Origin of the sequence: Rathayibacter sp. AY1A4 (assembly GCF_002930955.1) — a bacterium.
Taxonomy (GTDB): Bacteria; Actinomycetota; Actinomycetes; order Actinomycetales; family Microbacteriaceae; genus Rathayibacter.
In genome coordinates this window covers 66,414-84,435 of record NZ_PSTN01000011.1, presented here as the reverse complement: position 1 = coordinate 84,435, position 18,022 = coordinate 66,414, and the positions used below count along the sequence as shown (strand labels likewise).

The window sequence follows — 18,022 nt, the reverse complement described above, 5'->3', positions numbered from 1 at the left end:
TCCCGGCGGCACAGCGGGGACCGACACGGGGAGTAACACAGGGGGTGGGACGCGGAAGGCCTCCCCGGTCCGTGGACGGGGGAGGCCTTCTGCCGGAGGGCTACGCCTGGACGAGCACGAGCTCCTCGAGGGGCAGGCGGGTGCGCGGCGCGGTCTCGCGCTCGCGGAGGGTCTCGTTCGCCAGCGCGTCGGCGTCGGCCGCGACTCCCACCGCGGCGATCGTCACCGGGTCGAAGCGCTCGTCGACGCCGAACGCGGCGCGGACGGCGTCCTTGTCGAAGCCGGCCATCTGGTGCACGTGCAGGCCCTCGTGGTGCGCCTGGACGCTGAGGTGGGCGATCGACTGGCCGAGGTCGTAGACGGCCCAGGGGCGCGGCTTCCCCTCGGAGTCGACGGTCTCGGCGAGCGCGACGACCAGGACGGCGGCGGAGCCGGCCCAGGCGCCGTTGAAGCCGGCGAGCGTCGCGACGATGCGGTCGAACTCGTCGGTTCCGCGGCGGGCGACGATGAAGCGCCACGGCTGCGAGTTGCTGGCGGACGGGGACCAGCGCGCGGCCTCGAGGAGGGACGCGAGGGTCTCGTCGGAGACGGTCGCGGTCGCGTCGTAGGAGCGGGGGCTCCAGCGCTCCGCGAGGACGTCGAGGATCGGGGCGCTGGTGCTGGCGGTGCGGGAGGCGGTGGCGGACATCGCGGGGCTTCTTCCGTGCGGGGGACTGGGGGAGGGGCTCCGTCGCCCGTGGAGCCCAACCGTCCCCGCCCCGCGGGCATTCCCGCGCGCGCACGGCAGGCGCCCGCGCGCGCGTTCGCCCACGGAGGAGCGGGCCGCCTCCGAGCCCCGGAACGGTACGGTGGGAGACGGCGTGGTCACCCCGCGCACCACCATCCACGACTCTGGAGGATCATCCATGGCCCAGCACTTCGACGTCGTCGTCCTGGGGGCAGGCCCCGGCGGATACGTGGCCGCGATCCGCGCCGCCCAGCTCGGCAAGTCCGTCGCCGTCGTCGAGAAGCAGTACTGGGGCGGTGTCTGCCTCAACGTCGGCTGCATCCCGTCCAAGGCGCTGCTGCGCAACGCGGAGCTCGCCCACCTCTTCCACACCCAGGCGAAGCAGTTCGGCATCTCGGGCGACGTCTCGTTCGACTTCGGCGCGGCGTTCGACCGCAGCCGCTCGGTCGCGGACGGCCGCACCAAGGGCGTCCACTTCCTGATGAAGAAGAACAAGATCGCCGAGTTCGACGGCGTCGGCTCCTTCACCGGCCCGCAGGGCCTCGACGTGCAGCTGAGCAAGGGCGGCACGGAGTCGCTGACCTTCGACGACGCGATCATCGCGACCGGCGCGAGCGTCCGCCTCCTCCCCGGCGTCGAGCTCTCCGAGAACGTCGTCACCTACGAGACCCAGATCATGACCCGCGAGCTCCCCGACACGATGGCCATCGTGGGCGCGGGCGCGATCGGCATGGAGTTCGCCTACGTCCTCAAGAACTACGGCGTCGACGTGACGATCATCGAGTTCATGGACCGCGCCCTCCCCAACGAGGACCCGGACGTCTCCAAGGAGATCCAGAAGCAGTACAAGAAGCTCGGCGTCGAGATCCTGACCTCGACCAAGGTCGAGTCGGTCGTCGACAAGGACGGCTACGTCACGGTCACCTACACCGCGAAGGACGGCACGCAGTCGACCCTCGAGGTCGACAAGGTGCTCATGTCCATCGGCTGGGTCCCCCGCACCGAGGGCTTCGGCCTCGAGAAGACGGGCGTCGAGCTCACCGAGCGCGGCGCGATCGCGATCGACGACCACATGCGCACCAACGTGCCGCACATCTACGCCATCGGCGACGTCACCGCGAAGCTCCAGCTCGCGCACGTCGCGGAGGCGCAGGGCGTCGTCGCCGCCGAGACCCTCGCCGGTGCCGAGACCCAGACCCTGGGCGACTACCGGATGATGCCGCGCGCGACGTTCTGCCAGCCGCAGATCGCCTCCTTCGGCCTCACCGAGAAGCAGGCGACGGACGAGGGACACGAGATCACCGTCTCGACCTTCCCCTTCATGGCGAACGGCAAGGCCCACGGCCTCGGCGAGCCCACCGGCTTCGTGAAGCTCATCGCGAGCAAGAAGTACGGCGAACTCCTCGGCGCCCACATGATCGGCCCGGACGTCTCGGAGCTGCTCCCCGAGCTCACGCTCGCCCAGAAGTGGGACCTCACCGCGACCGAGCTGGCCCGCAACGTGCACACCCACCCGACGCTGTCGGAGGCGCTGCAGGAGGGCTTCCACGGCCTCAAGGGGCACATGATCAACATGTAGGGCTCGTCCCTCCACGGCCTCCGGCCCGCAGGATCCCGCTCGGCTCGTCCGTGGCGGATCCGGCGGGCCGGAGCCGTCTCCGGGGGTGCCCGCCGGGCTCCGGCGACGCTCCCGCTACCGTGGGCCGATGGATCCGCGCCTGCTCGACCGCCTCGCCGCCGACGCCTGGCCCGCGCTCGTGCGGCGCCCCCTCGGCCCATGGGAGCTGCGCGCCTCCGCAGGGGTCACCAAGCGCGCGAACTCGGTGCTCGCGTCCGGCGACGTCGTCGACCAGGAGGCGGCCCTCGACGCGGCGGAGGCGTTCGCCCGCGAGCACGGGATCGCGCCCCTCGTGCAGATCGGTCCGCCGAGCCCCGCCGGTCTGACCGGGCTGCTCGCCGAGCGGGGCGCTGCGCCGATCGACCGGACGCTCGTGCTGACGGGATCGGTGCAGGAGGCGCTCGCCGCCCTGCTCGCGACGTCGGGATCCGCGCCGTCGAGGCCCGCGCCGCGGCCTCGCGTCCGCCTCTCCCCGGCTCCCGACGAGGACTGGCTCGCCCTCTGGTGGTCGGTGGACGGTCGCGGTGGAGCGGAGGAGCGTGCGGTCGCCGAGCGCATCCTCGCGGGCTGCCCCTCCTCCTACGCTCTCGCCGTCGACGGGGACGGCCCGGCCGCGATCGGCCGCCTCGCGCTCGTCACGGCGCCGGACGGCGAGCTCTGGGGCGGCCTCTTCGCCCTGGCGACCCGCCCGGACGCCCGGCGCCGCGGGCTCGCCTCCGCCGTGATCCGCGCTCTCCTCGAGGACGCGTCCGGCCGGGGCGTCGCGCGCTTCTGGCTCCAGGTGCTCGCCGAGAACGCCGGCGCCCGCCGCCTCTACGCGTCCCTCGGCTGCCGCGAGTCGTCCTGGTACGAGTACTGGCGCTGACCCGCTCGCGGAGGAGGAGCGGGGCGCCCGGGTCAGGCGTTCGCGAGCACGGCGCGGGCGACGGCCTCGGCCTTCGCCGCGTCGCCGGTGACGGTCACGCGCCACCACACGTCGTCGGCCAGCGCGTCGATCTCGCAGACGCCCGCCGCGCAGCCGGTGAGGGCCTTCTCGCCGAAGCCGTCGAGCGGCTCGAGCGGGATCGCCAGGCCCGAGGTCAGCGAGAGGTTCCGCCAGCCGTCGTCGCCGTTCGGGAGCGCGTCGACCGTCACGCCCGAGTAGGCGGCGCTGGAGGCGTCGCTCCAGCTGCAGGAGGCGTACCCGGCCCGGGCGGCGGCAGCGGCCGACGCGGTGGTCGGCGTCCCGGTCCCCGTCCCCGCGGTCGCCTGCGCGAGACCGGCGGCACCGGACAGCTGCTCGGCCGTCAGGACCTCGGTGCAGACGGGCGCCGTCGCGGTGACCGGCTCGTCGAGGGTGCCGAGCGCGGCGGAGGCGGTGCCGGTCGCCAGCGCGGCGAGGTCGACGGCCGCGGGGGCGCCGCGCAGCTGCAGCGTCACCCAGGTGGCGCCGGCGAGCAGGTCCAGGTCGCAGCTGCCGTCGGTGCAGGAGCCGTAGGCCTCGACGGCGGTCTCGAGGCGCGGGCCCGGACGGCCGGCGAAGGCCTCGGCGGCGTCGTCGACCGCGGCCGCGGTGATCGAGGCGTCCTCGTCGTACCAGGCGCAGCGGAGCACTCCGCCGTTCTCCTCCGCGGCCTCGCGGATCAGCTCGCCCGAGGAGCGCGTCGTCACCTCGCGGCTGCCCTCGAGAGCGCTGCGGGAGACCCCCAGCGCCGAGGCCGCCCGCGTGGCGGGGAGGAGGGAGTCGCAGCCCAGGCGGGTCGAGGCCGTGGGCGTGGGCGAGGGCGTCGGAGTCGCGGAGGGAGTCGGAGCGGCGGTCTCGGACGCCGACGGGGTGGCCGCGACGTCCGAGCGCTCGGCCGACGTGCAGCCCGTCAGCGCGACGAGAACGGCGAGCGCGGCGCCGACCGTCGCCAGGCGCGGGAGGCGGGCCCTCACGCGGCCAGCTCGCGCTCGATCGCGGCCGTGAACGCGTCGATGTCGTCCTCCGTCGTGTCGAAGGAGCAGACCCAGCGGACCTCGCCGGTCGCCGGGTTCCAGTCGTAGAAGCGGTAGGCGGTGCGGAGCCGGTCCGCGACTCCGGGCGGCAGCGTCGCGAACACCGCGTTGGCCTGGGTCTGCTGCGTGAACTCGAGCCCGGTGATCCGTCCGGCGGCGATCGCCTCCTCGAGCCCCGAGCGCAGGCGCGCCGCCATGGCGTTCGCGTGCCGGGCCGAGCGGAGCCACAGGGGCTCCTCCTCGCCGCCGTCGCCGAGCAGGGCGAGCAGCTGCGCCGAGATGAAGCGCATCTTGGAGGACAGCTGCATGTTGGTCTTGCGGAGGAAGGTCAGCCCGGTCGAGGCCGCCGGGTCGAGCACGACGATCGCCTCGCCGAGCAGGATGCCGTTCTTGGTGCCGCCGAACGAGAGCACGTCGACGCCTGCGTCGGTCGTGAAGGAGCGCAGGGGCAGGCCGAGGGCGGCCGCGGCGTTCGCGATGCGCGCCCCGTCCATGTGCAGCCGCATGCCGAGGCCGTGCGCGTGGTCGGCGAGCGCGCGCACCTCCTCCGGGGTGTAGACGGTGCCGAGCTCGGAGGACTGGGTGATCGAGACCACGAGCGGCTGGGCGCGGTGCTCGTCGCCGAAGCCCCACGCCTCCTGGTCGACCAGCGCCGGGGTCAGCTTGCCGTCGGGCGTGGGGACCGTGAGGATCTTGATCCCGCCGACCTTCTCCGGCGCTCCGCCCTCGTCGGAGGTGATGTGCGCGGTGCCCGCCGAGACGACGGCGCCCCACCGCGGCAGCATCGACTGCAGGCCGGTGACGTTGGCGCCCGTGCCGTTGAAGACGGGGAAGGCCTGGGCCTGCTCGCCGAACTCGCGGCGGAACGCCTCCTGCAGGCGCTCGGTGTAGACGTCCTCGCCGTAGGCGATCTGGTGCGCTCCGTTGGCCGCGGCGATCGCGGCGAGGACCTCGTCGTGCACTCCGGAGTAGTTGTCGGAGGCGAAGCCGCGGACGTCGGGATCGTGCAGAGCGCTCATCCCTCCATCTTCGCAGCCCGCCGCCCGGAGGAGCCCCGGAGGAGCCCCGGAGGCGCCCCTCCTGCCTCCCGCATGTTTCGGGCAGGTGAAAGGACGACGACCCGAAAGCCGATCTCCGTCAAGAAGTTGGTATCGGCTGGGAGGCAGGCCACTCTTGACGTATGCGCATGGACACGACGGGAGCTGTCCGCGACATGCCCGCCCCTCCCGGGGTGGACGAGATCGCGGCTCGCTTCGGCGATCCCGTCCTCGCGTTCGCGCCCCAGCCGAGGCTGGAGGAGTTCGCCGCGGCGCAGACGATGGCGCTCGGCCGCTTCGTCGAGATCTCGCTCTCGTACTCGGTCTACAAGAACCCGCGCAACCGCGCCGACCCCGTCAACCACGTCCCGCTGTCCCCCGAGCAGAAGCGCGCGATCGAGCGCGCCGAGAACGACCACCTGCCGCCGTGGATGGTCGACCAGGTGACGCGGATGCGGTACCCGGTGCTCTGGGAGGCGGTCCGCACCTCCGTGCCGATCCCCGCCGAGCGCAGCCGGCCCCTGGAGTCCCGCCTCGCGGCTCACATGGGCGACGTGCTCCGCAACACCTTCCCGGGCCGCGTGCGCAGCCGCCGCGGCGGGATGCCGGTGGTCGCCGCCGCCCTCCGCGACGAGGACGTCGTGCGCGGCGTCCCGGTGATCGTGGACGGGGAGGCGCTGCGCGGCTACCGCGTGGACACCGATCCGGACGTGGTCGCGATCGGCGCCCGCGTCGACGGCCGCTACATGACGGTCGTGCTCGACCGGAAGATCGTGCCGGAGATCCGGATGGAGTTCGTCCGCCGCACCCCGCCGCGCCCGGCTTCGAGCCAGCCCCGGCGCTGACCGCCCCGGCCCACCGCTCAGGGGCGCCCCGGCACCGCGATCCCGTGCTCGTAGGCGAACACGACCGCCTGGATCCGGTCGCGCACGCCGAGCTTCATCAGGATCTTCGAGACGTGCGTCTTCACGGTCGCCTCGCCCACGAACAGCTCGGCCGCGATCTCGGCGTTCGACCAGCCCCGCGCCAGGTGCACGAGCACCTCGCGCTCGCGGTCCGTCAGATCGGCCACTCCGGAGTGGTCGGCGGCGGCCGGCGTGCGCTCGGGCACGGACGCGAACCGCTCGATCACGCGCCGGGTGACGTCGGGGGCGAGCATCGCGTCGCCGCGGGCGACCACCTGCACGGCCTCGACCAGCTCCTCCGGCGACGCGTTCTTGAGCAGGAACCCGCTGGCGCCGGCCGAGAGCGCCTCGAAGAGGTAGTCGTCGCGGTCGAAGGTGGTGAGGATGAGCACCCGCGAGCACAGGCGCGGGTCGGCCACGATCTCGCGGGTCGCGGCCAGGCCGTCGAGCCCGGGCATCTGCACGTCCATGCAGATCACGTCGGGGCGCAGCTCGGAGGCGCGCTGCAGGGCCTCGAGCCCGGTGCGGGCCTCGCCGACCACCTCGATCCCCGGCTCCGACTCGAGGATGATGCGGAAGCCCACGCGGACGAGCTCCTGGTCGTCGACGAGCAGCACGCGCACGTGCTCGGTCATGGGCGGCCCCCGCTCGCTCGCTCCTGACGCCCCCGCGACGTCTCCGACGACGGTACCGGGTCGCCGGCGTCCGGCACGCTCGCCCGGACGGGGGACAGCGGCACCCGGGCGTGCACGAGGTAGCCCGCGCCCCTCGGCCCCATCTCGATCCAGCCGCCGACCGCGGCCGCGCGCTCGCTCATGCCGGTGTGCCCCAGCCCGCAGGAGGCGGGAGCGCTCGGGTGCGGGCCGGACCCGCCGTCGTCGGCGATCTCGAGCTCGACCGCGTCGGGGGCGTAGCGGAGGCGCACCTCGGCGTGCGCGCCGCGCCCCGCGTGCTTGCGGACGTTCGTGAGCGACTCCTGCGCGATGCGGTAGAGGCTGAGCCCCACCGTCGCGGGGATCTCGCGGGGCGTGCCGAGGGTGAGGAAGACGGTGGGCAGGCCCGACCCGCTGGACGCCGCGACCAGCTCCTCGAGCTGGGCCACGCCGCGGGTGGACGCGGCGTCGGTGAGCGGATTCGGGACCGCGTCCTCGGCGCGCAGCGCGACCAGGATGCGGTGCAGCTCCTCGATCGCCGAGCGCGCGTCGCCCTCGATGGCGCTGAGCGAGGCCGCCGCCCGCTCCGGATCCCGCGCCAGCACCCGCCGCGCCGCTCCCGCCTGCACGCCCATCACGCTGACGTGGTGCGCGACCACGTCGTGCAGCTCGCGCGCGATCCGCAGCCGCTCGGAGGACACGGCCTGCCGCGAGGAGCGCTCCCGCTCGTCGTCGAGCTCGGCCGTGCGCGTCTCGAGCGCCTCCAGCCGGCGGGCCGACTGCCACGACGCCTCGCCGAAGACGTAGGCGCTGCCGAAGTAGAGCAGGTTCGACACGACCGCGAGGGCCGACTCCGCCGCGTAGGGCGAGAGCAGGCCGGGGGAGTCGTCGACCGGCACGGAGCTGCCGAAGTACTCGCCCGTGGCGAGGGTGGTGAGCAGCCAGCCCAGCATCCCGACCGCGATCGCCACTCGGACGACGAGCGCCGTACGCCGGTTCCGGCCCCACGCGCCGACCGTGTAGAGCGCGAGGAACAGGCAGATCTGGCCGAAGAGCGACTCCGGCACCTGGAGCACGATCCCGAGCGCGTAGACGACGGAGAGCCCGGCCGCCACGCTCGCGGGGAACCGGCGGCGCAGCGCGAGGGGAAGGGTCATCAGGACGGCCCAGTGGGCGCTGACGACGGGGTGCGCCGCGTCCGGGAATCCCGCCGAGGAGTACAGCGCGACGGAGACGATCGTCGCCACCAGCAGGATCCCCGCGGTGACCGCGTCGCGCACGTATCCGGCCCGGCTCGGCGCTCGCCGGATCCAGCCCGCGTCGAGCGGGTCCGCGGCTCCGTCACCTGAGGGCATGCGCCCCACGCTAACCGACGCCGGTCGGACGGGGCCCCGGGAGGCGGAGGAGCGCACCCCGCCGCCTCCCGGGCACGACGTCAGTCCCGGCCGGTGATGCCCCGGGTCGAGGCGATGACGTCGCCCATCTTCTTCCCGAGGGCCTCGTAGAACATCGACAGCGGGAACTCGTCGTCCAGCACCGCGTCGGTGAGGCCGCGCGGGGCGCCGAGCAGCACCTCGTCCGGGAGCCCGCGGGCCCAGGCGGAGGCGGGGTGCGGAGTGAGAGTGGCCGCGATCAGCTCGTGCGCGGAAAGCCAGTGCGCCGTCTTCGGCCGGTCGATCGAGCGCCAGTAGAGCTCGTCGATCGCGTCCGAGAGGGCGACGACCACGTCGGCGACGCCGTCCCACTCGAACGCCAGCCGGGTGTCGGTCCAGTGCAGGACGCCGTGCTGGTGCAGCCAGGCGAAGAGCAGCTGGCCGCCGAGGCCGTCGTAGTTGCGCACCCGCGACCCGGTGAGCGGGAAGCGGAAGAGCCGGTCGAACAGGATCGCGTACTGCACGAAGCGCGAGCGCTCGGCCAGCGCCTCCTCCTCGTCGTCGCGGCGGTCCAGCGCGCCGAGGCGGCGCTCGATGGCGACGGCCTCGCGGAAGGCGGTGAGATCGCACCGCAGCTCCTCCAGCGAGTAGAGGAAGAAGGGCATCCGCTGCTTGATCATGAACGGGTCGAACGGCAGGTCGCCGCGCATGTGGGTGCGGTCGTGGATGAGGTCCCACATCACGAAGGACTCCTCCGCCAGGCGCTGGTCGGCCAGCAGGCGCTGCGCCTCCTCCGGGAGCTCGAGACGGGTGATCCGGGCCGCCTCCGTGACGACGCGGCGGAACCGGGCCGCCTCGCGGTCGGCGAAGATCGCACCCCAGGTGAAGGACGGGACGGAGCGCATCGCGACCGTCTCGGGGAACAGCACGGCGCTGTCGGTGTCGTAGCCGGCGGTGAAGTCGACGAAGCGCACGGGCACGAAGAGGGCGTTGGAGTAGTCCCCCGCCTCCAGCTCGGCGACGAACCGCGGCCAGACGACCTCGACGAGGACGGCCTCGACGTGGCGGTCGCGGCTGCCGTTCTGGGTGTACATGGGGAAGACGACGAGGTGGCGGCGGCCGTCGACGCGCTCGAGCTGCGGCTGGAACGCGGTGAGCGAGTCGAGGAAGTCGGGCAGGCCGAGGCCGCCGGCGCTCCAGCGCTCGAGGTCGACGACCAGCGCGTCGAGGTACGCGGCGTCGTGCGGGAACGCGGGGGCGAGGGTGCGGACGCCGGCGACGATCCGCTCGACGAGCATGCGCGCCTCCTCGAGCCGCTCGGGCTCGGCGAGCGAGCCGTCCTGGGACTGGAGCGGCTGCAGCGCGGCGGCGGCGGCCTTCAGGTCGAGCCAGGCGGCGGAGTCCTCCACGCGGTCCTCGACGACCTCGGGTTCTCCGACGACGGTGCTCTGCACGGCTTGCGACATGGTGATCCTCCTCACGCTGGTGATACGGGGCTGCAGGAGCGGAACGCGCTCCGACTCCGAGCGTATGGGCTCGTGCGCGCGCTTTTCTTGCGTCTCGGCGGAGCGAAGCGGCGATCTCGCAGGGGCGGGCGCACGTCTCCGCCGCCCCTCTCCGGCCCCGCGGTCAGCGGTTGCCCAGGTGTTGTGCAGGTGCCACCCCCCGTCCGGGGCTAGATTCCTCACCGCTTCCGTTTCCCTCCCCTCATCGGGTCGAAGATGGGGCGACACCGTGTCCGCATCCCGAGTGCGGAGACATCCGATCGGACAGGCGCGCCGAACACCCTGGCGGCGCGCTCGATCGGCGAGCCATCCTGAGAGAGAGGATCGGAGCGCGTGACGGGACCCGAACCCGGAAGCGACCAGAGAACAGCCAGCATCGACCACCACCCCGAGAACCTCCGCCTGCTCCCCTGGCCGCAGGCGGACGCCTCCGTCCTGCGCGACACCCTCGCGCACGCGGGCGGCGGACTCGAGAGCGAGAGCGAGATCCTCGTGCGCCACGACCGCTACCTGCGCGGTTGGGCGGACGGCGACGCGTTCTTCTACGTGGTCGAGCTGGACGGACTCGCCGTCGGCTCCATCGGCTATTGGTACGGCTGCTCGCGCGGCGTCGTCGCCTACGAGGCGGCGTGGAGCATCGCTCCGCACGCCCGCGGCATCACCGCGGACTCCGTGCGGATGCTGCTCGAGGAGGCGGCGGCGTTCCCTGTGCCCCGCTTCGTCCACGCCTTCGTGGCGGAGAGCGACCTGGACGCCGGCGCGACCTGCGTCGAGGCCGGCTTCGACCGGATCGACCTCGTCGAGCAGGGCGAGCCGCCGGAGCTCTACGTGGACTGGGCGTTCGACCTGGCCGCCGTGGCCTGATCAGATCCCGTGGCGCTCCAGCCACGGCCGCAGCACCGCGAGGAACTCCTCGGGGTGCTCGAGGCCGGGCAGGTGCGCCGCGTCCTCGAGCACGTGCAGCTCGGCACCGCCCACCTCGGCGGCGAGGTGCTCGCAGACCGGCAGCGACTCCGAGAGGTCGTGCGCGCCCGCCACGACGAGGGTCGGCACGGCGATCTCCCCGAGCCGCTCGCCCGCCGGCCCGGAGGGCTCGATCGGGCGGGGGGCCTCCGCCTCGTGGCCGACGCCCGTGAGCGCGAGCTCCCGGACCCGCGCGAGGAACTCCGGAGCGACGTCGTCCGCGGAGCGGTCGGGACCCACGGCCCAGAGCTCCGCCTCGACGATCGCCGCGGCCTCCCGCTCGCCCGCGAGCTCCAGCGCCTCGACCTCCCCGAAGCGCCGCTCCTCCTCCGCCGTCAGCGCGGGGTAGTCGAAGCCCGCCAGGCCCGGGGCGATCACGACCAGGCCGGTCACCCGCTCCGGATACTCGAGCGCCAGGTCGAGCGCGAGCGTTCCGCCCCGCGAGCAGCCGACGACCACCGCGCGCTCGACGCCGAGGTGGTCGAGCACGTCCAGGGCGTCCCGGCGCGGGTCGTACTCCACGTCCTCCGTGCTCGTTCCGCCCGCGCCGCGGACGTCGTAGCGGACCACCAGCCGGTCGCGGGAGAGGTCGGGGACGAGCGGGTCCCACATCCGCAGGTCGGCGATGCCCGCGTGCACGAGCAGCAGGGCGGGCGCGGAGGCGTGGCCGTCCGCCTCCCAGTGGAGGCTCGCGCCGGGGACCTCGAGATGCGGCATGCCGCACACCGTAGGCGCGTCGCGCCGGCGCTGCAACGCCCCGGCCACTGCCTAGGGTGGAGGCGCGACAGCGGACGGGCCGCGGCGGGGAGGCGGCGGCGTGGAGGGCGTGCTCACCGGCTTCTCGATCATCGGGGTCGTCATCGCGGTCGGCTACCTGATCGCGCGGTTCCGGATCGTCCCGCCCGAGAGCCGGCTGATCCTGTCGCGGATCGCCTTCTTCGTCACGACGCCGGCGCTGCTGTTCACCGTGCTGTCGCGGGCCGACGTCTCCGTCCTCTTCTCCTCGTTCCTGCTCGTCTCGCTCCTGACGGTGCTGACCGTCGCCCTGCTCTACGTGCTGGCCTCGCGGCTGCTCTTCCCCCGCCCGCTGCCGGAGACGGTGATCGGGACCGCGGCCTCCTCCTACGTCAACGCCAACAACATCGGACTGCCGGTCGCCATCTACGTGCTGGGCGATCCGCAGTGGGTGGCCCCGACGCTCCTCCTGCAGCTGATCGTCCTCGCGCCGACGATCCTGACGCTGCTCGACGTCTCGACGAGCGGGCGGACCTCGGTCGGCGCGATCCTCACGCAGCCGCTGCGGAACCCGATGATCATCGCCTCCGCCCTCGGCCTCGTCGTCGCCCTCACCGGCGTGGAGCTTCCCGCGCCCGTGCTGCAGCCGTTCTCGATCATCGGCAACGCGTCGATCCCGCTGGTGCTGATCGCCTTCGGGATGTCGCTGCGCGGGCAGCGGCCGCTGGAGGCGGGGCCGGCGCGGGTCGAGGTGGTCGTCGCCTCCGTGCTCAAGTCGCTGGTGATGCCGGCGGTCGCGCTGCTGCTGGGGCGCTTCGCGTTCCACCTCGACTCCGAGCACCTCTTCGTGGTGACGGTGACCGCCGCGCTGCCGACCGCGCAGAACATCTTCACCTTCGCCTCGCGCTACGACCGGGGCATCGCCGTCGCCCGCGACACGGCCCTCGTGACCACGGTCGCCGCGGTGCCCGTGCTCATCGGGGTGTCCCTCCTGCTGGGCTGAGCGGAGCAGCATCCCCGCCTCCCGCTCGGTCCCGGCGGAGGCGCCGGACGGCCCGCGCATCCGCGTCGCGTGTCCCTCGTCCTGGGACGGGGCCGGTGGCGCGGGCCCGGTCGCACTCCGCCGACCGTCGCTTAGGCTCTCTCGAATGAGCACCACCACGTCCGCCGACCGCTCCGCCCGCGGCAGGCCGCGCCGCCGTCGCGGCCTCTGGATCACGCTGATCGTCCTCCTGGTCCTGCTGATCGGCGCCGTCGTCGCGGTGCTCCTCGGCGTGCGCACCTACGACAAGGCGATGACCGTCCGCGACAAGCTGACCGAGGCGATCCCGCTGGTGTCGCAGGTGACGGACAGGCTGACGACGTTCGACACCTCCGGTGCGGAGGAGACCGCGGGCCGGATCGCGACCCTCACCGGCGAGGCGCGCGACGAGACCGAGGACCCGGTGTGGCGGGTGATGGAGGTGGTGCCCGTCCTCGGGCCGAACCTGTCCGCGGTCCGCGCCGCGACCGAGATCGCCGACGACGTCTCCGGCCGGATCGTCACGCCGCTCTCCACGACCTCGCTCGACATCCTCAAGCCCGTCGACGGCAGGGTAGACCTCGCGGCGATCACCGAGCTGTCGCAGAAGATCACCGTCGCCAAGGAGGTCGTCGACGCGGCGCAGACCCGCGTCGAGGGCATCGACCGCGGTCCGCTGGTGCCGCAGGTCGCCTCGGCCCTCGACTCCTTCACTCCGCAGCTGGCCACCGCGACCGCGGCGATGGAGCAGGTCGAGCCGCTCACCGCGATCCTCCCCGACTCCCTCGGAGCCTCCGGCCCGCGCCACTACCTGGTGATGTTCCAGAACCTGGCGGAGTCGCAGGCTCTGGGCGGCGGCGCGTCGTCGGTGATGCAGCTCGACGTCGACGGCGGCGCGATCTCGATCGGCCGTCAGCTGGGCAGCGGCGACTTCCGCGGTCTGGCTCCCGTCACCGTCGACCAGAGCGCGCTCGACACCATCGGCGAGAACATGGCGACGACCTTCAACGTCTCGACCAGCCGCCCCGACTTCCCGACGGCCGCCTCGATCGCCTCGCAGTTCTGGGCGCAGAAGTTCCCCGAGCAGAGGATCGACGGCGTCCTCGCGATCGACCCCGTCGCCCTCTCCTACCTCCTCGGCTCGACCGGGCCGGTGACCCTCACCGACGGCACGGTCCTCACGAGCGAGAACACCGTCTCGACCCTGCTCAACGAGGTCTACTTCCGCTACCCGGAGTCGGTCGTGGCCGAGCGCACCGACGAGTTCTTCTCGGAGGCGAGCGCGACGGTCCTGGGCAAGATCCTCGGCGGGGAGATGGAGCCCACGAAGATGCTCCCGGCGATCGTGAAGGCGGTCGACGAGAGCCGCATCCTCGCCTACAGCTCCGACGCCGACGAGCAGGCGCTCCTCGCGCCCACGCCGATCGCGGGGGTCCTGCCGCAGACGACGACCGACGGCACGACCACCGGAGTGTTCTTCCAGGACGCCTCGGGCGGCTCGAAGATGGACTACTACCTGAGCACGGCGGTCACGCAGTCGAGCTCTGGCCGGTGCGCCGCCTCCGGCGCGGTCTTCACCACCTCCGTCACCGTGACCAACACGATCTCGAAGGCGGTCGCTCGGACGCTGCCCGGCTACGTCGCCGCGGCCGGCGGGCGGGGTGCGTACCCCCTGGGCGACTTCGTCACCAACATCTACGTCTACGGCCCTCCCGGGACCACGGTGTCGAGCGCGGCGTGGACCGACGGCACCGGCTACGGACCCGAGAGCCTCGACGACCTCGGCCGTCCCGTCTCGAAGGTCGCCGTGCAGCTCTCGCCCGGCCAGTCCGAGACGTTCGACGTGCAGTTCAGCGCCGGCGACGCCTCCGGCTTCGGCGGCCAGACCGTGCGGGTGACCCCGATGATCAACCCCACCGCGGTCACGCTGAACGACGAGCCCGCCTGCGGCTGACCTCGCCGGCGGTCGGCGCCCCGGGTCGTGCTGGACCAGCGCCGAGCACGCCGACCGTTGACGCACCTCCGGGTCCGTGCTGGACCAGCGCCGACCGCTCCGACCGCTGACGCGCCCCCGGGTCGGTGCTGGACCAGCGCCGACCGCTGACGCGCCCCCGGGTCGGTGCTAGACCAGCGCCGAGCCGGGGATCGAGCTCGTCACGAGCGAGGAGGCGAGGAACGCGGTGGCGATGCAGAGCACGAACCCGATGACCGGCACGAGGAACGCGCGTCGGCCCACGAGGTAGCGCACGACCGTCACGGCCACGGCGATCAGCGTCAGCGCGGGCGGCCCGATCAGCGCGATCGAGACGCCCCAGTCGATCCGGTCGAAGTCGCAGGCGAAGTTCTGGCCCTCGCACTGCGCGGGGAAGACCGAGAGGATCGCGGCGAGGTAGCCGAGTGCGATCGTGAGCAGGCCGAGGGCGAGGCAGCCGAGGATCGAGAGCACGAGGTCCCAGCGGCGCCGGCGCGGCTTCCCGGCGGCGATGATCTCGCCCACTGAGCGGTAGGCGTCGGACCGGAACTCGTCGTGCGCGGCTCCGGGACGGGCGGTCGCAGGACGGGCGGTCGCAGGGCGTGCCGTCGCGGGTCGGGCGGCGGGGCGGGAGGCGCCGGCCGAGGCGGCCTCGGCCCGCGCGCGCTTCTTCTTCGACGAGGCCATGCTCAGAAGATCATCGGGCGGTCGTCGTCGAGGGTCGTCTCGAGGTCGAGGTCGACCACCACCGGGACGTGGTCGCTCGGGGCGTCGCCCTTGCGCTCGTCGCGGTGGATCGAGGCGCCGGTGACGAGGTCGCCGAACGCGGGGGAGCCGAGCACGAAGTCGATCCTCAGCCCCTCGTTGCGCGGGAAGCGGAGCTGCTTGTAGTCCCAGTAGGTGTAGCCCTCGGGCACGAGCGGGCGGACGACGTCGCGCAGGCCCGCGTCCTCGAAGGCGGCGAAGGCGGCGCGCTCGGGGATCGAGACGTGCGTGGATCCGGGGCCGAGGCTCGGGTCGCCCACGTCGCTGTCGAGCGGCGCGACGTTCCAGTCGCCGACCAGGGCGAGCGGCAGGTCGGGCTCGGCGGCCAGCCACTCGCGGGTGCTCGCCTCGAGGGCCGCGAGCCACTCGAGCTTGTAGAGGTAGTGCGGGTCGTCGACCGCGCGGCCGTTCGGGACGTAGAGGCTCCAGACGCGCACGCCGTCGACCGTGGCGCCGATCGCGCGGGCCTCGAGCGGGTAGGAGCCGTCGGCCGCCGCCTCCTTCGCGAAGCCGGGCATGCCCGGGAAGCCGATCTGCACGTCCTCCATCGGCAGGCGCGAGGCGATGCCGACGCCGTTCCACTGGCTGAGCCCGACCATCTCGAAGTGGTAGCCGGCGTCGGCGAAGGCCTCGTGCGGGAACTGCTCGGGCTTGCACTTGAGCTCCTGCATGGCGAGGACGTCCACGTCCTCGCGCACGAGCCAGTCGACGACGCGGCCGGTGCGGGCCCGGATGGAGTTCACGTTCCAGGTGGCGATGCGCATCCTGGAAGTGTAGGAGCCGCCGCCGACACGTCTCCTGCGCGTCCTCCGCGCGTCCCGGCGGCCGCGGGCCGGGGGAGTCATCCCCTCGGCGGATTGCGGAACCGGTGTCGGTGGTCGATGGTTGTCTAGCGCCGTCCCGACCGGCCGTTCGTCGCGCCGTCCGGACGCCGCCGTCGCCCGCGCCGTGCGGGCCCGACGGGCTCCCCGGCGCTCCGCGCTCCCCAGCCCGGTCCCCTCCCCTCCCGCTCCTGCTCCGCCCCTCCGGAGGACCCATGATCCTGCTCCGCCTCGCCTCCGCCTACGCGAAGCCCTACGCGCGCTGGGTGGCCGCCGTCGTCGTGCTGCAGCTCGTCGCGACGCTCGCCGCGCTCTACCTCCCGAGCCTCAACGCCGAGATCATCGACCAGGGCATCGGCCGCGGCGACACCGACTTCATCTGGGGAACCGGCATGACCATGCTCGGCGTCTGCGTCGTGCAGGTCGCCGCGGCGATCGGAGCCGTCTACTTCGGCGCCCGCACCGCCATGTCCGTCGGCCGCGACCTGCGCCGCGACGTCTACCGCCGCGTCGACTCGCTCAGCGGGCTCGAGGTCGGCGGCTTCGGCACGGCCACCCTGATCACCCGCGGCACGAACGACGTGCAGCAGGTGCAGATGCTCGTGCTGATGACCCTCAACTTCATGGTCTCCGCGCCGATCATGTGCGTCGGCGGCATCGTCTTCGCCCTGCGCGAGGACGCCGGCCTCTCCTGGCTGGTCTGGGTGTCGGTGCCGCTGCTGTTCGTCGTGGTCGGCTTCCTGGTGTTCCTGCTGCTGCCGCTGTTCCGCCTCATGCAGGACCGGATCGACGGGATCAACAGCGTGCTCCGCGAGCAGATCACGGGCATCCGCGTGGTGCGCGCCTTCGTGCGCGAGCCGTTCGAGTCCGAGCGGTACCGCAAGGCCAACGCGGCGATCACCGAGGTGTCGATCAAGGTCGGCAACATCTTCGTGCTGATGTTCCCCGCGATCATGATGATCCTGCACCTGGCCACCGCGGCCGTGCTGTGGTTCGGCGGGCAGCGGGTCGACGCCGGTCAGATGCAGGTGGGCTCGCTCACCGCGTTCCTGCAGTACCTCCTCCAGATCCTCACCGCCGTGATGATGGGCGTCTTCATGGTGATGATGATCCCGCGCGCGGTCGTCTGCGCCGAGCGGATCCAGCAGGTGCTCGACGCCCGCACCAGCCTCACCACACCCGAGGGCGGAGTCCCGACGCCCGCGCGCGGCCGCGTCGAGTTCTCCGGGGTCGTCTTCGGCTACCCGGGCGCCGAGCGCCCCGTGCTCTCGGGCATCGACATCGTCGCGGAGCCGGGCCGCACCACGGCCGTCGTCGGCTCCACCGGCGCCGGCAAGACGACCCTGCTCGGCCTCGTGCCGCGCCTGTTCGACCCGCAGGAGGGCAGCGTCACGATCGACGGCGTGCCCGTCCCCTCCCTCGACCGGGCGCAGCTCGCCGAGGTGATCGGGCTCGTGCCCCAGCGCCCCTACCTCTTCTCGGGGACGATCGCCTCGAACCTGCGCTTCGGCCGCCCCGACGCGACGGACGCCGAGCTGTGGGAGGCGCTGCGCATCGCCCAGGGCGAGGACTTCGTGCGGAGCAAGGAGCACGGGCTCGACGAGCCGGTCTCGCAGGGCGGCACCAACGTCTCCGGCGGGCAGCGCCAGCGGCTCTGCATCGCGCGCGCCCTCGTCGCGAAGCCGCGGGTCTACCTGTTCGACGACTCGTTCTCGGCGCTCGACGTCGCGACCGATGCGCGGCTGCGGGAGTCGCTGGCCGACGCCACCACCGACGCGACCGTGATCATCGTGGCCCAGCGGGTGTCGACCATCCGCCACGCCGACCAGATCGTCGTGCTCGACGCGGGCCGCGTCGTCGGCCGCGGCACGCACGACGAGCTCCTCGAGACGAACGCGACCTACCGCGAGATCGTCGAATCCCAGCTGAGCGTCGAAGGAGTGTCCTGAG

The 18,022-nt window shown here is 73.1% G+C and carries 16 protein-coding genes; 7 read left to right on the top strand and 9 right to left on the bottom strand.

What is annotated here, in order from left to right:
- Positions 1-100: 100 nt before the first annotated feature.
- Entirely contained in the window at positions 101-688 is a 588-nt protein-coding gene (locus C5B92_RS08635) for a nitroreductase family protein (protein ID WP_104239204.1), read from the bottom strand.
- Between the two features lie 217 nt (positions 689-905).
- On the opposite strand from C5B92_RS08635, the gene lpdA reads away from it, so the two are divergent.
- Both lpdA and C5B92_RS08625 read left to right on the top strand, forming a co-directional pair.
- Positions 906-2,306, top strand: a complete 1,401-nt coding sequence (lpdA, locus tag C5B92_RS08630; RefSeq protein WP_104222818.1) for a dihydrolipoyl dehydrogenase — start codon at positions 906-908, stop codon at positions 2,304-2,306.
- A 127-nt stretch (positions 2,307-2,433) separates the two neighbouring features.
- Positions 2,434-3,210 carry a GNAT family N-acetyltransferase gene (locus C5B92_RS08625; protein WP_104350282.1) on the top strand — a complete coding sequence of 259 codons (777 nt, stop codon included), beginning with the start codon at positions 2,434-2,436 and terminating at the stop codon, positions 3,208-3,210.
- 32 nt (positions 3,211-3,242) lie between these two features.
- On the opposite strand, the gene C5B92_RS17285 is transcribed toward C5B92_RS08625, so the two are convergent.
- Together C5B92_RS17285 and C5B92_RS08615 are read right to left on the bottom strand one after the other, a co-directional pair.
- Entirely contained in the window at positions 3,243-4,262 is a 1,020-nt protein-coding gene (locus C5B92_RS17285) for a hypothetical protein (RefSeq protein WP_181027246.1), read from the bottom strand.
- Entirely contained in the window at positions 4,259-5,341 is a 1,083-nt protein-coding gene (locus C5B92_RS08615) for a low specificity L-threonine aldolase (RefSeq protein ID WP_104256598.1), read from the bottom strand. The genes C5B92_RS17285 and C5B92_RS08615 overlap by 4 nt, the downstream gene beginning before the upstream one ends.
- A gap of 167 nt (positions 5,342-5,508) precedes the next feature.
- Between C5B92_RS08615 and C5B92_RS08610 the strand changes: the two genes are divergently transcribed.
- Positions 5,509-6,204 carry a hypothetical protein gene (locus C5B92_RS08610; RefSeq protein ID WP_104256597.1) on the top strand — a complete coding sequence of 232 codons (696 nt, stop codon included), beginning with the start codon at positions 5,509-5,511 and terminating at the stop codon, positions 6,202-6,204.
- A gap of 17 nt (positions 6,205-6,221) precedes the next feature.
- Here the strand turns inward: C5B92_RS08610 and C5B92_RS08605 are convergent, their stop codons facing one another.
- The 3 genes from C5B92_RS08605 to C5B92_RS08595 form a co-directional block, all read right to left on the bottom strand.
- The gene (locus C5B92_RS08605) at positions 6,222-6,899 is read right to left on the bottom strand and encodes a response regulator transcription factor (protein WP_104222814.1); all 678 of its coding nucleotides are present in this window, start codon (positions 6,897-6,899) and stop codon (positions 6,222-6,224) included.
- Positions 6,896-8,272, bottom strand: a complete 1,377-nt coding sequence (locus C5B92_RS08600) for a sensor histidine kinase (RefSeq protein ID WP_104247975.1) — start codon at positions 8,270-8,272, stop codon at positions 6,896-6,898. The genes C5B92_RS08605 and C5B92_RS08600 overlap by 4 nt, the downstream gene beginning before the upstream one ends.
- A gap of 80 nt (positions 8,273-8,352) precedes the next feature.
- A complete protein-coding gene (locus tag C5B92_RS08595; RefSeq protein ID WP_104256596.1) occupies positions 8,353-9,756 on the bottom strand; it encodes a DUF6421 family protein in 1,404 nt (467 codons plus the stop codon).
- Between the two features lie 372 nt (positions 9,757-10,128).
- On the opposite strand from C5B92_RS08595, the gene C5B92_RS08590 reads away from it, so the two are divergent.
- Positions 10,129-10,659: a hypothetical protein gene (locus tag C5B92_RS08590; protein WP_104256595.1), complete on the top strand. Its 531-nt coding sequence runs from the start codon at positions 10,129-10,131 to the stop codon at positions 10,657-10,659.
- On the opposite strand, the gene C5B92_RS08585 is transcribed toward C5B92_RS08590, so the two are convergent.
- Positions 10,660-11,475 (bottom strand): alpha/beta fold hydrolase, encoded by an 816-nt coding sequence (locus tag C5B92_RS08585; RefSeq protein WP_104256594.1) that lies wholly within the window; start codon positions 11,473-11,475, stop codon positions 10,660-10,662. It lies immediately after the preceding gene.
- Between the two features lie 100 nt (positions 11,476-11,575).
- Here C5B92_RS08585 and C5B92_RS08580 point away from each other — a divergent pair, with 100 nt between their 5' ends.
- Both C5B92_RS08580 and C5B92_RS08575 read left to right on the top strand, forming a co-directional pair.
- A complete protein-coding gene (locus tag C5B92_RS08580) occupies positions 11,576-12,496 on the top strand; it encodes an AEC family transporter (RefSeq protein WP_104256593.1) in 921 nt (306 codons plus the stop codon).
- A 145-nt stretch (positions 12,497-12,641) separates the two neighbouring features.
- Positions 12,642-14,468 carry a DUF4012 domain-containing protein gene (locus C5B92_RS08575; RefSeq protein WP_104256592.1) on the top strand — a complete coding sequence of 609 codons (1,827 nt, stop codon included), beginning with the start codon at positions 12,642-12,644 and terminating at the stop codon, positions 14,466-14,468.
- 168 nt (positions 14,469-14,636) lie between these two features.
- Here C5B92_RS08575 and C5B92_RS08570 read toward each other — a convergent pair whose 3' ends face one another.
- On the bottom strand, positions 14,637-15,173 hold the full coding sequence (locus C5B92_RS08570; RefSeq protein ID WP_104256591.1) for a hypothetical protein: 537 nt from the start codon (positions 15,171-15,173) through the stop codon (positions 14,637-14,639).
- 2 nt (positions 15,174-15,175) lie between these two features.
- Positions 15,176-16,015 (bottom strand): exodeoxyribonuclease III, encoded by an 840-nt coding sequence (locus tag C5B92_RS08565; RefSeq protein WP_104256590.1) that lies wholly within the window; start codon positions 16,013-16,015, stop codon positions 15,176-15,178.
- Positions 16,016-16,287: 272 nt separating this feature from the next.
- On the opposite strand from C5B92_RS08565, the gene C5B92_RS08560 reads away from it, so the two are divergent.
- On the top strand, positions 16,288-18,021 hold the full coding sequence (locus tag C5B92_RS08560; protein WP_104256589.1) for an ABC transporter ATP-binding protein: 1,734 nt from the start codon (positions 16,288-16,290) through the stop codon (positions 18,019-18,021).
- Position 18,022 lies beyond the last annotated feature (1 nt).

What these genes read in the sequence shown, in the direction of transcription:
- C5B92_RS08635 (WP_104239204.1), bottom strand. Translation starts at nt 688, where the DNA reads ATGTCCGCCACCGCCTCCCGCACCGCCAGCACCAGCGCCCCGATCCTC.
- lpdA (WP_104222818.1), top strand. Translation starts at nt 906, where the DNA reads ATGGCCCAGCACTTCGACGTCGTCGTCCTGGGGGCAGGCCCCGGCGGA.
- C5B92_RS08625 (WP_104350282.1), top strand. Translation starts at nt 2,434, where the DNA reads ATGGATCCGCGCCTGCTCGACCGCCTCGCCGCCGACGCCTGGCCCGCG.
- C5B92_RS08615 (WP_104256598.1), bottom strand. Translation starts at nt 5,341, where the DNA reads ATGAGCGCTCTGCACGATCCCGACGTCCGCGGCTTCGCCTCCGACAAC.
- C5B92_RS08610 (WP_104256597.1), top strand. Translation starts at nt 5,509, where the DNA reads ATGGACACGACGGGAGCTGTCCGCGACATGCCCGCCCCTCCCGGGGTG.
- C5B92_RS08605 (WP_104222814.1), bottom strand. Translation starts at nt 6,899, where the DNA reads ATGACCGAGCACGTGCGCGTGCTGCTCGTCGACGACCAGGAGCTCGTC.
- C5B92_RS08600 (WP_104247975.1), bottom strand. Translation starts at nt 8,272, where the DNA reads ATGCCCTCAGGTGACGGAGCCGCGGACCCGCTCGACGCGGGCTGGATC.
- C5B92_RS08595 (WP_104256596.1), bottom strand. Translation starts at nt 9,756, where the DNA reads ATGTCGCAAGCCGTGCAGAGCACCGTCGTCGGAGAACCCGAGGTCGTC.
- C5B92_RS08585 (WP_104256594.1), bottom strand. Translation starts at nt 11,475, where the DNA reads ATGCCGCATCTCGAGGTCCCCGGCGCGAGCCTCCACTGGGAGGCGGAC.
- C5B92_RS08575 (WP_104256592.1), top strand. Translation starts at nt 12,642, where the DNA reads ATGAGCACCACCACGTCCGCCGACCGCTCCGCCCGCGGCAGGCCGCGC.
- C5B92_RS08570 (WP_104256591.1), bottom strand. Translation starts at nt 15,173, where the DNA reads ATGGCCTCGTCGAAGAAGAAGCGCGCGCGGGCCGAGGCCGCCTCGGCC.
- C5B92_RS08565 (WP_104256590.1), bottom strand. Translation starts at nt 16,015, where the DNA reads ATGCGCATCGCCACCTGGAACGTGAACTCCATCCGGGCCCGCACCGGC.
- C5B92_RS08560 (WP_104256589.1), top strand. Translation starts at nt 16,288, where the DNA reads ATGATCCTGCTCCGCCTCGCCTCCGCCTACGCGAAGCCCTACGCGCGC.